Here is an 11,995-nt window from a genome sequence, read left to right on the forward strand (position 1 = left end):
AATCCTCGGCGGTATCCTCATCTGACGCCTCCCCGCCCGGCACGCTTTGCCTGGCCCGCGGATCAGTCGCGTTCAGGCGCGCCCGTGCGCAGGACCTGGAAGTCTGCTCCCAGTTCAACGTCAACTTCGGAGCCGTCGTCAAGAATGATTTCCGCCTCGTAGGCGGCGCCGCCTTCATTCTCCCTTTCGACGTCCCCGATCCGGCCCTTGCCCACGTTCGCCAGTGCGGCTTGTCCTGCCCTGTCGCGGTCTGCAGCGCTCAGCGGCTGCCCTGAATCGTCGTCCCGGCCCTCCGAGACCACCCGGAACGAGCTGTCGAGTTCCACTTCCACCCGGTTGCCGTTGTTCAACTGAACGTTCACTTCGTAGGAAGTATTGGGGTCGTTGTCAGTCTCGGCGCTGATAACGGTGCCGGGACCCGTGCGGGCAATGGCCGCATCGCTGGCCTGCTGCAGGGCGCTTCCGGTCAACGGCTGGTCGTCGCCCGGGGCGGTGCCGGCAGTGGCGACGGACGCTCCGGTGATGGCGGCTGCCGCGGCAGCAACGCCTGTGATCAATAGAATTTTCCGGCCCATGACGGTCTCCTGTTGTGTGGCCCCCAGCAGATCCTGATCGATAAAACCAGTGTGCTGCCAAGGCTTCTGCGCCCACAAATTTCGCCGGGCAAATCTCAGCCAGGGCTCAGTTTGCCTCAGCAGGGGCACAGCCTGGACAAGGGAATCAAAAACAGTTGCCGGGAGGGTTTGTCACAGGCGGCAGCGGGACGCATCCTTGGTTCATGGATGCCGAAAAGCGGCGCCCCCGCTTCGGGAAAACGCGCACCCGACGCTGGGGGGTGCGCAAGCGGGCAACGGCTACGGCGGTCGCCTTTGTGGCGGCCGCGATGCTCGTCGGCGGACTGATTCTCCTGCTGCTGCTGCAGAGGGCCCTGCTGGCGTCCACCGAAAGGCTCACCCGGCTCCAAGCCGAGGATGTGGTGGCCCACATCGCGGAACAGGACCTCGAGGAAGCGGCCAACTACGTCAGGTCTGCGGCGCGTCCGGGCCAGTACATCCAGATCCTGGACCCCAACGGAGCTGTCCTGGCGGCGTCGGTCCCCGCCGCGGCTACCAGGCCCATTACGGCGCTGCGGCCGGAAGCCAAACAAACGCTGTTCGAGAATGTCTCCGTGCAGCAGAGCCTGTTCGATGATGACCTGCTCGTTGCGGCCACGGGCGTCGGCGAGGACGGGAAGGTGTACACCGTAGCCGTTGCCGCCACGGTAACAGTGCAGGCGGAGACCGTGGCCACCGTGGCATGGTTCATCCTTGGCGCCGCGCCACTCCTCCTGGCAGGTGTGGGCTTCGGGGTCTGGATCCTCGTGGGACGGTCACTGCGGCAGGTTGAGCAGATCCGCGACCAGGTTGCGGGCATTAACGCCCGGAGCCTGGACGGCCGGGTGGGGGTGCCCCGGACGTCCGACGAGATCCAGGCCTTGGCGCAGACGATGAACATGATGCTGGACCGGCTGGAGGCCTCGGACCGGGAACAGCGGCGCTTCGTTTCCGATGCGAGCCACGAACTGCGCAGCCCGCTGGCAACCCTCAGCGCCGCGGTGGAGATCGCAGCTGCCGATCCGTCCGGGGCCATGTGGGAGGAGACCAAGGAGGTTGTGGCCGGGGAAACGGCCCGGATGCGCTACCTGGTCCAGGACCTGCTGACCCTGGCCAAGGCCGATGACCAGGGCCTGCGCCTGGAGGCGGCGGACGTGGACCTGGACGACGTCCTCAACGACGAAGTCCGCCGCCTGCGCTGCACCAGCAGGCACGAGATCGAGGCCAGGCTTGAACCGGCCCGGATCACCGGTGATGTCCGGAGCCTCGGCCGGGCCATCAGGAATGTCCTGGACAACGCGGAGCGGTACGCGCGGGCCCGGATCGGCATCCAGGTGCGCAACTCGCCGGACGGCGTGCTGCTCACCATCGATGACGACGGCCCGCCGGTGCCCGTTGCCGAACGAGAGCGGATCTTTGAACGCTTTGTCCGGCTTGACGAAAGCCGGTCGCGCGAAAGCGGCGGCAGCGGCCTGGGTTTGGCCATCACGTCCGCGATCGTCAGCGCCCACGGCGGCCGGATCCTGTGCACGGAAGCTCCCGACGGCGGCTGCCGGTTCGAGCTGGCATTTCCCGCCCAGGCCACCAGGGTTGAGTCCGCCGAGAAGGCCTTGGCCCAGCCGCTCACTCCGCTGAAAGGGCCGGGGAAACCGCTGCGGCAGGGCGGTCGGGGGTGAGCATGTACCCCATTCCCCGGATGGTGGTCAGGGTGTGCAGCCCGAAAGGCGTATCGATTTTCCGCCTCAGGTAGCCCATGTACACCTCGACGACGTTGCCCCCTCCCTCGAAGTCGGAACCCCAGACGTTGTCCAGGATTTCGGACTTGGACACCACCTGGCCGTGCCGGCGCATCAGGTAGTACAGCAGCGCGTATTCCTTGGCGGTGAGCCCGATGGGGGTGTCTCCGCGGCGGACACTGCGGCTCACGGAATCCAGGTTCAGGCTTCCGAGGGCGAGGACCACAGGCCGCTCGGGGGCGCCGCGGCGTGCCAGGGCCCGGATGCGGGCCACCAGCACCAGGAAGCTGAAGGGCTTTGTAAGGTAGTCGTCCGCGCCAAGATCGAAGGCGTCGGTCTGGTCGTACTCACCGTCTTTTGCCGTCAGCATCAGGACCGGCGTCCAGATCCGGTGTTCCCGGATTCCCCTGAGTACGTCGTAGCCGTTCTTCAGGGGCAGCATCAGGTCCAGCAGGATCACGTCATAGGGGTTCTCCACTGCAGCCCGCAGGCCGCTGACGCCGTCGTGTGCGAGGTCCACGACGAACCCTTCATTGCGCAGCCCGCGCCGAACCGTTTCGGCCAGCACCACTTCGTCGTCGACGATCAGGACCCTCATGACCGCGCCTCCCGGTTCATACCGACAGTATCCCTGACCCCGTTGGGCTGCACCACACTCGGCACGGGGTAGGCGGCCGGAAGTCCCGGCGCCGCCTTGGGGGGCATACGGCGCCGGGACGCGGGATACCTGGCGGCGCCCACTTCAAAACGACGCCAGGAGACCGATGGGCGGGGTCAAAGAGCACCAATGTGGTCGAAATCCCCGGCCAAGCACCAGCAAGTATTCACGGGCTGTATCAAAAAAGGGGCCGGAAATTCCTCAAGAAACGGTCAACATTCACCCAGCGGGGGTCAGAGGCGACCGTCAGCGCCCTGGCGGGTCCCGCCGTCGTGCGGCATACGCGAACAGTGAGGTGGTGGCGACGGTGGCCAGGTACCCGGCGATCACGATCAGCGCAATCCCGGCCCAGAAATAGTTCGTGGTGCTGGCCTCCTGCCAGGGGCCGGGCGCGATGCGGGCCAGCGAGTACACCGCCACCGCCGCGGACACCAGCCCGATCGCAACCGGCAGCGTCAGCCAGAGCCGTGCCGAGCCGATGTGCCTGCCGAACCCGTCCCACTCATTCCAGGACCCGCGCCGCATGATGAGCCACCCCGCCGGAATCATGAACGCGCCCACCAGCAGGAACGCGGCCACCACGTCAGCAGGCCGGTGCCACTGGTTGATCAGCGTGGAGACCCCTGAGGCGATGGCGAAGGTGCCGCCCACGAAACCGGCCATCGGACGCCACCGGGGGGAGGCCATGAGGAAGACCGCGGCCGCAGCCGACGCCGCCAGCGTGGTGTGCCCGGACGGCAGCGAGTTCAGCTCCAGCGTCACCACACCCTTGTCCGGACGGGCCGGGAGCAGGTCCTTCAGCATCTGGGTGGCGATGTTCGCCCCGACGCACGCGGCCACGGCGATCCCGGCCTCCGTCCAGTGCTTACGGATCACCGTGACAAACAAAACCACGACGGCGGCCATCACCAGTGAGATGGTGGGCAGCAGGTCCAGGAACCGTGTGCTCGCCTTGCCCGCCGGGCCGTGGATGCCCACGGCCTCCACCAGCGCCGACTCATCGATGAACTGGCCGGTGGTGGTCTGCACGAAGTAGTAGTAGGTGGCGATCAGTCCGGCCACGCAGGCCAGGGTGGCAAGCACGAACAGGAAGCCCGACCCCGGCGCGGGTCGGGCCGGTGTCCTGCTGGGTGCCTGCCGTTGGAAAGTCATCGGTTTAAGGGTGTCACAGAAAGCTGGAAGCCGGCGTCACCCAACTAGGTAGCGCCAAGTGTCGTTTTCAGGGTTCATAACGACACTTGGCGCTACCTAGTTGGGCGGGGGCGGGCCGGCCGGGGCGAGGCGGGGGAGGCTGGCCGCTGCTATCAACAGCGCGAGGGCGCCGAGTCCGAAGGGCAGGGCGGTCAGCGTGGCCACGCCCCCTACCAGCAGCGGCCCGCCGGCGTCGCCGAGTTCGCGCCCGAGTTCGGCGGAGCCCATGGTGCGGCCCATGCGCTCGGGCGGGGTGGTGTCCGCCAGGTGCGCGAAACCCAGCGGCGTGGCCGCCCCAACGCCGACCCCGATTGCCGCAGCGGCAAGGAAGATGGTGACCGGGCCCGGGGCGGCCGCGAGCACGCCGACACCCGCCGCGATGAGGAGGAGCCCCGCCGTCGTGCCCTTGTTGTCGGTGATGCGGTTCCGGTCCCGCAGCCGGCCGACCCGCGGCTGGGTCAGGACGGACCCGAGCGCCAGGAGGCTGACAGCGGCGGTGCCGGCGACGGCGTCCAGGCCGTGCCTCGTGGCCAGCGCCGGGAGGAATCCGACGGCGGCTCCGAGCGCCGCCGTCGATGCCGCCAGGACCAGCGTGGGAACGAGGAAGCGCCGCTCGCCCACCTGCCGTGCGAGGTCCAGCACGGTGTACCGCTGGCGGGGCAGGGGTTCAAGGTGCGGCACGGCCAGCAGGACCCAGACTGCCGTGGCTGCCGCGAGCACGGACAGGGTGCCGAAAAGCAGGGCGAAGCCGCCGGCCCAGATCAGGCCCGCGCCCAGCAGCGGCCCGATGATGTAGCCCAGGCTTTTCCACGACCCGTACCTGCCGAAGTAGGTGCCCGCATTTCCGCCCCGTGCGAGCCGGGCCACCATGGCGGACGACGCCGGCGAGAACGCGGATGCCGCCGCGCCCTGGCCGAGCCGCGCCAGGGCCAGCATCAGCGGGTCCGCCGCCCAGAGCCCGATCAGGGACAGTGCGGCAAAAGCGAGCAGCCCGCCGACGATGACGGGTTTGGCGCCGATCCTGTCGCTCAGGGCGCCGAAGACCGGCTTGAGGAAGACCTCGGAAACGTCGTACAGGGCGAGGAGGATGCCCAGGTTAAGCAGCGTCAGGCCGATGTTCCCGCTGTGCGCGCCCAGGCCCGCCGCGATGCTGTGGGCGCCGAATGCCGTCACGAACCCGGCGGCGTAGAGGGGCGCGGAGACGCTGGCGGCCTTGGCTGCAGCGGTGCGGGCGGCGGTCACGAGTGCACCTCGCCGTAGACGAGGGCGGCAAAACCGTCCAGGGCTGTGGCGCAGTCACCGAGCTTCCGCTCGGCACCCGCCGAAGCCGGGCTGCCGAAGACGTCCTTGGTCCGGAGGGCGCGGAACCAGCGGCGCAGCCGGTCCAGGCTCTGCTCCTCCTCCTCAAGCTCGGCCAGCGTGAACTTCCGCTTGGCGATTTCCTTCGCGATCTCGTCGGTGAACTTGCCGCAGTCGGCAACGAATTCCGCCCACTCCTCCGCGCGTGCAGCGGTGAAGAGTTCACGCAGCCTGGCGGCGTCGTCGTCGGCCGGCGCGGTGGTGAGCAGGAGCACCTCGCCGTTTCCGGCGGCGGCCAGCTCCTTGGCCTTCTTCGCGCCTTCGCGGCAGGCGGGCACGTCGGGCGCCGTCCAGGCGCCCTGCCCGACGGGGACCGCGCCGAAGCGCCGGAGTTCACGCCAGACCGCCACCCGGTGCCGCGAAGGCTCCGAGGGTACCTGCACGAGCATCACCAGCCAGGGCGCTTGTTCAAGGGAAGTCACACCATGAAGTGTAACAACTGTTACAGGATCAGGAGTGCGGGTTGCCTCCCTCCCAAGTAGGTAGCGCTAAGTGTCGTTTTGACGCTCCAGAACGACACTTAGCGCTACCTAGTTGGGAAGGGGCGGGGGTCAGCCGAGCGCAGCCGCCAGCTCCTCGATGATCTCGAACTGTTCCCGCACGCCGCCCTCCATGCCGGACTGCGCGATCATGTCCCGGACTTCCTTGCTGCCCGCGTTGGTGCGGATGCGCACCACGGTCGCGCCGCCGTCGGCCTCCTCAAAGGTGACCGTGGTGACCACGGCACCCTCCTCGCTGTCCGTCCGCGTTCCCGGCGTCTCCATCACCTCGGTGTGGACGATCCGCTCGTTCGGGACGATCTCCCGGTACGTCCCGTGGAAGGCCACCTCGAATTCGCCGTGCGTCACCATGACGTACCGCCAGGCCCCGCCCACACGGAAGTCCATGTCCGCCACGGTCATCCCGCCGCGCCGGCCGGGCCACCACCTCCTGACCAGTTCCGGCGTGGTCCAGGCCTTGTAGACGAGATGCCGGGGTGCGTTGACCGTGCGCGTGATGAGGATTTCCTCGTCGGTGGGGAAGCTGATGTCCAAGGTGTTTGTTGGTGCCATTGCCCTGCTCCCTTATTCTTGCGTGTCTTCCTGTTGAAGATCCTCGAGAACGTCATCGAGCAGCTCGAAGCGCTCGTTCCAGAGATGCTGGTAGCCCGAAACCCAATCGTGGATAGGCTTCAGCGCCTGCGGGTTCAGCCGGTACACCCGCTGCCGCCCTTCGTCGCGGACCACGACGGCGCCCACCTCGCGAAGGACCCGCAGGTGCCGGGACACGTGCGGCTGGGCCAGGCCGAGCAGGTCAACGATCTCGCTGACCGGCCGTTCGCCGGCGGCCAGGGCGTCCAGGATTTCGCGCCGGCGGGGTTCCGCCACCGCGTTGAACGCGTCCGCTGTTGTTGCCGCCCGTGCCATGCCGCGATTATATATCCATATGGATATGGATTGGAAGGGCTGCGCAGCTGAAAGGGCCACTGGAAGGGCTGCGCGGCACCCTCCAAGGGCCGACTTTCGGCCCTTCACAAACGGATGAATCTGAGTAGTGTCCGGACTATGGAAGCCATCATCCACACTGTTGAATTGCACAAGCATTTTGGCCGGGTGCGGGCCCTCGACGAACTCAACCTGGAGGTCCAGCGCGGCGAGATCCACGGGTTCCTTGGCCCCAACGGTGCGGGCAAGTCAACCACCCTCCGCGTCCTGCTGGGCCTGGCCAAGGCCACCTCCGGCACGGCCTCCGTCCTGGGCCTCGACCCGTGGACACAGTCGGTAGAGCTGCACCGCCGCCTCGCCTATGTCCCCGGCGACGTCCGGCTCTGGCCCAACCTGTCCGGCGGCGAGACCATCGACCTCCTCTCCCGCCTCCGCGGCGGCACCTCCGACTCCCGCAGCTACCGGGAGCGCAAGGACCGTCTCTGTGAAGCGTTCGACTTCGACCCGGGAAAGAAGGGCCGCGCCTACTCCAAGGGCAACCGCCAGAAGGTGGCACTGATCGCGGCCCTGGTGACGGACGCCGAGCTCTACCTCTTTGACGAGCCCACGAGCGGCCTTGACCCGCTCATGGAGGCGGTGTTCCGGCGGGAGGCGCTGGCCGCCGTCGGACGCGGTGCAACGGTGCTCCTGTCCAGCCACATCCTCTCCGAGGTGGAAGTGCTATGCCACCGCGTCAGCATCATCCGCGCCGGCAGGATCGTGGACGGCGGCACGCTGGACTCGCTGCGCCACCTCACGCGCACGGAGGTTTCCTTCGCGGCGGACGGGCTGGACACCGGTTCCCTGGCTCAGCTGGGCGCTGTGCATGACCTGACGGCCGACGGCGGCAGGGTCAGGTTTGGTGCCGACTCGGACCGGATTGCGGAGGTGCTTCCGGCCCTGGGAGCCCTGGGCGTCCAGGGGCTGACCATCACGCCGCCGTCCCTGGAGGAGCTGTTCCTGCGCCACTATGGTGACACCTCGGTGCAGGCCAACGCGGAGACTGCGGAGAACGGGCCTGCCCAGCACGCCCGGCGGCGGCACCTGCTCGGCGCGAGGGGCCGTGGCTGAGGTGCGCGAGCTCCGGATCCTGTGGAGCCAGCGGCTGCGGCGTGACCGCTGGCAGCTGGCCATCTGGGTGCTGGGCATCGGCGCCCTCGCCCTGTTCTCGGCAACGGCGATCCAACAGACCTACGGCGACGAATCCAGCCGGGCGGAGCTCCTGCAGATAGCGGTTGCCACACCCGCGATCCTGATGCTCCGCGGCCTGGCGCGCGGGGCGGGCGTCGGCGCCTTCACCTTCTTCCAGATCTACTCCTTCCTCGCACTGCTGGCAGGCCTGATGAGCACCTTCCTCGCTGTCCGGCACGCCCGGGCCGACGAGGAAACCGGCGCCGCGGAACTGGTGGCATCCACCCCCGCCGGGCGCCTGACTCCCGCGGCTGCGACGATCCTGCACGGGACCGCTGCCAACGTCCTCGTGGCGCTCGCGGTGTTCGCCGGCTTCACGGCGGCGGGGCTTGATCCCACAGGTGCCCTGGTTGCGGGAGCCGCCACGGGCGCCGTCGGGCTGGCCTTCCTGGGCATAGGCCTGCTGGTGGCCCAGCTGATGGCCACATCCCGCGGCGCCAACGGGTTCTCCGCGGCGCTCGTTGTCCTGGCGTACATCCTGAGGGGCATCGGGGACGCCACCGGAACGCCGGACCCGGGCGGGACGGTGGTCACAGCGGGGCCCGCCAGTTGGTTTTCCCCGATCGGCTGGGGCCAGCAGACGTTCGCGTACACCGGCGACCGGTGGTGGCCGCTGCTCCTGCCGCTGGCGCTCGCCGTCGCCTGCGGGGGTGCGGTCTGGCTCATCCTGAACCGGCGCGACAGCGGCGCGAGCGTGTGGGGCGCGCTTCCCGGCCGTGCTGCTGCCCGCCCCGGGTTGAACAGCCCTGCGGCCCTGGCGCTGCGGCTGCAGGCAGGGTCGATCATCGGCTGGAGCATCGGCGGGCTGGCGATGGGGCTGCTGGCCGGGTCCATCGGCAGCGCCATCGCCGCCGCGGACACTGTCAACAGCAGTGTCACATCCGCCCTGCGGGCCATGATCCAGGCGCAGGGTGTGTCCCTGACCCAGCTGATGGTGTCAGCCATGTTTTCGGTCGCCGGGATCCTGGCAGCCGCCTGCGCGCTGCAGGCCATCATCAGGATGCGGCAGGAGGAAGCTGCCGGCACGGCCGAACTCCTCCTCGCCACCCCCGTCAGCCGGATGCGCTGGCTGGCCGGCTACCTCCTGCTTGGCGCGGCCTCGGTGGTCCTGGTGATGTTCCTGACGGCGTTCGGGGCCTGGGCCTCGCTGGCGGCAGCCGGCGAGGACTCGATGGACGCCGGCGCCATCTGGGAGACCGCCGCAGCCCAGCTTCCCGCGGCGTTCATCTACCTTGCCGTCCCGGCGCTGGTGTTCGTCCTGTGGCCATCGGCAACCATCGCTGCCAGCTGGGCATTCCTGGGCGCGGGCGTGGTGCTGGGCATCTTTGGCGGGATGCTGGGGCTGGACCAGGCCATCCGCGACCTCTCGCCGTTCACCCACACCCCTGTTCCCGGTGGTTCGACGACGGACTGGAGCGGAGCGTGGTGGATGCTGGCCATTGCCGTGGCCACGGCCGCCGTGGCCGCGGCAGCGATGCGGCGCCGCGAAACCGGGACAGCCTGACGGCGGGGACGGTTCCTGACACCACCGCCGTGCACCTGCCGGAGGAGGACGCAGACACAAAGGAGGCCAGCCGTGACCATCATCGACAACGCCGTATACGTCGACGGGCTGCGGACGGAGGATCCGGGCAGCCTGGACGAAACCTACTTCGTGCTCCGCCAGCGCGAGGGGATGGCGTGGATCGGCCTCTACCGGCCGGACCCCGCGGAACTTCAGTCGGTGGCCGAGGAATTCGACCTCAGCGCGCTCGCCGTCGAGGACGCCCTGGCCGGCCACCAACGCGCCAAACTGGAGCATTACGGCGAGTGCGTCTTCCTGGTGCTGCGGCCGGCCCGCTACCTGGATGATGTGGAGAAGGTGGACTTCGGCGAGATCCACGTCTTTGTCGGCGCCGACTACGTAGTGACCGTGCGGCATGCCGAATCCCCGGACCTGGCCAAAGTGCGCCGGCGGATGGAGGCCATGCCGGAGTTCCTGGCCCTGGGCCCGGATGCGGTCCTTTACGGCATCCTGGACCAGGTGGTGGACGAGTACGAACCCGTGGCGGCGGGGCTTGAAAACGACATTGACGAGATCGAGGACGACCTCTTCGGGGCGGACCCGGAGGTTTCCCGGCGCATCTACGAGCTTTCCCGCCAGGTCATCATGTTCCAGCGCGCCACCAGCCCGCTGGCAGGGATCCTGCAGGTGCTCATGGCCGGGACGCCGGAGCGGGAGCCCGATCCGGAACTCCAGGACCACTTCCGCGACGTGCTGGACCATGTGCTCCGGCTCAATGAACGCGTGGCATCCTTCCGTGTGCTGCTGCAGAACGCACTGGCCGTGAACGCCGCGCTCGTGGCCCAGCGGCAGAACGACGAGATGCGCCGCCTCACGGAATCCAGCATTGCCCAGAGCGAGCAGGTCAAGCGGATTTCCTCCTGGGCGGCCATCCTGTTTGCGCCCACGCTGGTGGGAACCATCTACGGCATGAACTTCCGCTCCATGCCGGAGCTCGACTGGGTGTTCGGCTACCCGTTCGCCCTTGGCCTGATGATTGCCATGGGGCTGGCGCTCTACGGGACCTTCCGCCACAACAGGTGGATCTAGCCCCCGCTTGTACAGTGGGTCCATGCCCACGCCGCTGCCCACCGTGCCCCCGTTCGAGGAACTCCTGGCCGGCGCGCACGTCGTGAGCCTGCCCATGCGGGTCAAGTTCCGCGGCATCATGGAGCGCGAGTCCCTGCTGCTGCACGGCCCCGCCGGCTGGGGCGAGTTCTGCCCGTTCCCCGAGTACGGCGACGCCGAGGCCTCCCGCTGGCTCGCCGCCGCCGTCGAAGCCGGCTGGCATGGCTTCCCCGCCCCGCTGCGGTCCGCGATCCCCGTCAACGCCACGGTTCCCGCCGTACCCGCGGACCGCGTGCCGGACGTCCTGGCACGCTTCGGCCGGGTGGACGCCGTCAAGGTCAAGGTGGCCGAGCAGGGACAAACGCTGGACGACGACGCCGCCCGCCTCGCCGCCGTCCGCTCCGCCCTCCCGGACGCCGCCGTCCGCGTCGACGCCAACGGCGGCTGGGACGTTCCGGCCGCCGTCGAGGCACTCACCCGGCTGGCCGGCGTCGGGCTTGAATACGCCGAGCAGCCGGTGCCCACGGTTGAGGGCCTGGCGGAGGTGCGGCGAGCCCTGCGCGAGGCAGGAACGCCGGTGCTGATCGCGGCCGACGAAAGCGTCCGCAAGGAATCCGACCCCCTGCGGGTTGCCCGCGCCGGCGCGGCGGACCTGATCGTGGTCAAGGTGGCACCGCTCGGGGGAGTGCGGCGCGCCCTGGACATCGTGGCACAGGCCGGGCTGCCCGCCGTCGTCAGTTCCGCCCTGGACACCTCGGTGGGAATCCGCGCGGGACTGGCCCTGGCGGCAGCGCTGCCGGACCTGCCGTATGCGTGCGGTCTGGGGACGGTGTCCCTGTTCGAATCGGACATCACCCGGGATCCGTTAGTGGCCGACGACGGCGCCATCCGCCTGCGTGACGTCGCCGCCGACGCCGGGCTGCTGGAGCGGTACGCGGCTTCCGCGGAACGGCGGGACTGGTGGCTGGACCGGCTCCGCCGCGTCCACGCGCTCCTGGCCGCCCACTAGCCCACCCCGACGCTCTCTCACTTAACGTGCCTTTTGGGCCGACCCTCTCTCACTTAACGTGCCTTTTGGGCCGACCCTCTCGCACTTAACGTGCCTTTTGGGCCGACCCTCTCGCATATGCGCAGGTCATCAGGGGTTACCGGCGGGTTTACCTCCGGTTCACCTCGCTGACGGCTCCCCGTAG

Annotated in this window: 12 protein-coding genes; 5 read left to right on the forward strand and 7 right to left on the reverse strand. The window is 68.8% G+C overall.

The annotated features are described in order from the left end of the window. Positions 1-62: 62 nt before the first annotated feature. Complete coding sequence (locus GK109_RS14970; RefSeq protein ID WP_157241497.1) at positions 63-575, reverse strand: PepSY domain-containing protein; 513 nt, start codon at positions 573-575, stop codon at positions 63-65. Positions 576-778: 203 nt separating this feature from the next. Between GK109_RS14970 and GK109_RS14975 the strand changes: the two genes are divergently transcribed. After that, positions 779-2,269, forward strand: a complete 1,491-nt coding sequence (locus tag GK109_RS14975) for an ATP-binding protein (protein ID WP_157241498.1) — start codon at positions 779-781, stop codon at positions 2,267-2,269. Here GK109_RS14975 and GK109_RS14980 read toward each other — a convergent pair. The 6 genes from GK109_RS14980 to GK109_RS15005 form a co-directional block, all read right to left on the reverse strand. Next, positions 2,217-2,927: a response regulator transcription factor gene (locus GK109_RS14980; RefSeq protein ID WP_157241499.1), complete on the reverse strand. Its 711-nt coding sequence runs from the start codon at positions 2,925-2,927 to the stop codon at positions 2,217-2,219. The two genes, GK109_RS14975 and GK109_RS14980, sit on opposite strands and share 53 nt — an antisense overlap. 306 nt (positions 2,928-3,233) lie before the next feature. After that, a complete protein-coding gene (locus tag GK109_RS14985) occupies positions 3,234-4,139 on the reverse strand; it encodes a phosphatase PAP2 family protein (protein ID WP_157241500.1) in 906 nt (301 codons plus the stop codon). A gap of 96 nt (positions 4,140-4,235) precedes the next feature. Beyond that, positions 4,236-5,420, reverse strand: a complete 1,185-nt coding sequence (locus GK109_RS14990) for an MFS transporter (protein ID WP_370460616.1) — start codon at positions 5,418-5,420, stop codon at positions 4,236-4,238. Further along, positions 5,417-5,959: a Chromate resistance protein ChrB gene (locus GK109_RS14995; RefSeq protein ID WP_370460617.1), complete on the reverse strand. Its 543-nt coding sequence runs from the start codon at positions 5,957-5,959 to the stop codon at positions 5,417-5,419. The genes GK109_RS14990 and GK109_RS14995 overlap by 4 nt, the downstream gene beginning before the upstream one ends. Positions 5,960-6,088: 129 nt before the next feature. Then, positions 6,089-6,589 carry an SRPBCC family protein gene (locus tag GK109_RS15000; protein ID WP_157241501.1) on the reverse strand — a complete coding sequence of 167 codons (501 nt, stop codon included), beginning with the start codon at positions 6,587-6,589 and terminating at the stop codon, positions 6,089-6,091. A 12-nt stretch (positions 6,590-6,601) separates the two neighbouring features. After that, positions 6,602-6,943 (reverse strand): helix-turn-helix transcriptional regulator, encoded by a 342-nt coding sequence (locus tag GK109_RS15005; RefSeq protein ID WP_157241502.1) that lies wholly within the window; start codon positions 6,941-6,943, stop codon positions 6,602-6,604. A gap of 138 nt (positions 6,944-7,081) precedes the next feature. Between GK109_RS15005 and GK109_RS15010 the strand changes: the two genes are divergently transcribed. From GK109_RS15010 to GK109_RS15025, 4 genes are all read left to right on the forward strand, one after another. After that, complete coding sequence (locus GK109_RS15010) at positions 7,082-8,071, forward strand: ABC transporter ATP-binding protein (protein WP_157241503.1); 990 nt, start codon at positions 7,082-7,084, stop codon at positions 8,069-8,071. Then, positions 8,064-9,695: an ABC transporter permease gene (locus GK109_RS15015; RefSeq protein ID WP_370460618.1), complete on the forward strand. Its 1,632-nt coding sequence runs from the start codon at positions 8,064-8,066 to the stop codon at positions 9,693-9,695. Before GK109_RS15010 ends, GK109_RS15015 begins: the two co-directional genes overlap by 8 nt. Before the next feature lie 72 nt (positions 9,696-9,767). Further along, positions 9,768-10,784, forward strand: a complete 1,017-nt coding sequence (locus GK109_RS15020; protein ID WP_321214176.1) for a magnesium and cobalt transport protein CorA — start codon at positions 9,768-9,770, stop codon at positions 10,782-10,784. A 22-nt stretch (positions 10,785-10,806) separates the two neighbouring features. Next, a complete protein-coding gene (locus tag GK109_RS15025) occupies positions 10,807-11,811 on the forward strand; it encodes an o-succinylbenzoate synthase (RefSeq protein ID WP_197432477.1) in 1,005 nt (334 codons plus the stop codon). Positions 11,812-11,995 lie beyond the last annotated feature (184 nt).

It is taken from the genome of Pseudarthrobacter sp. GA104 (assembly GCF_009741265.1).
GTDB lineage: Bacteria > Actinomycetota > Actinomycetes > Actinomycetales > Micrococcaceae > Arthrobacter.

Bases quoted from the DNA above. Each gene is read 5' to 3' on its own strand.
- GK109_RS15025 (WP_197432477.1), top strand. From the start codon at position 10,807: ATGCCCACGCCGCTGCCCACCGTGCCCCCGTTCGAGGAACTCCTGGCC.
- GK109_RS15005 (WP_157241502.1), bottom strand. From the start codon at position 6,943: ATGGCACGGGCGGCAACAACAGCGGACGCGTTCAACGCGGTGGCGGAA.
- GK109_RS15010 (WP_157241503.1), top strand. From the start codon at position 7,082: ATGGAAGCCATCATCCACACTGTTGAATTGCACAAGCATTTTGGCCGG.
- GK109_RS14970 (WP_157241497.1), bottom strand. From the start codon at position 575: ATGGGCCGGAAAATTCTATTGATCACAGGCGTTGCTGCCGCGGCAGCC.
- GK109_RS15000 (WP_157241501.1), bottom strand. From the start codon at position 6,589: ATGGCACCAACAAACACCTTGGACATCAGCTTCCCCACCGACGAGGAA.
- GK109_RS14985 (WP_157241500.1), bottom strand. From the start codon at position 4,139: ATGACTTTCCAACGGCAGGCACCCAGCAGGACACCGGCCCGACCCGCG.
- GK109_RS14980 (WP_157241499.1), bottom strand. From the start codon at position 2,927: ATGAGGGTCCTGATCGTCGACGACGAAGTGGTGCTGGCCGAAACGGTT.
- GK109_RS14975 (WP_157241498.1), top strand. From the start codon at position 779: ATGGATGCCGAAAAGCGGCGCCCCCGCTTCGGGAAAACGCGCACCCGA.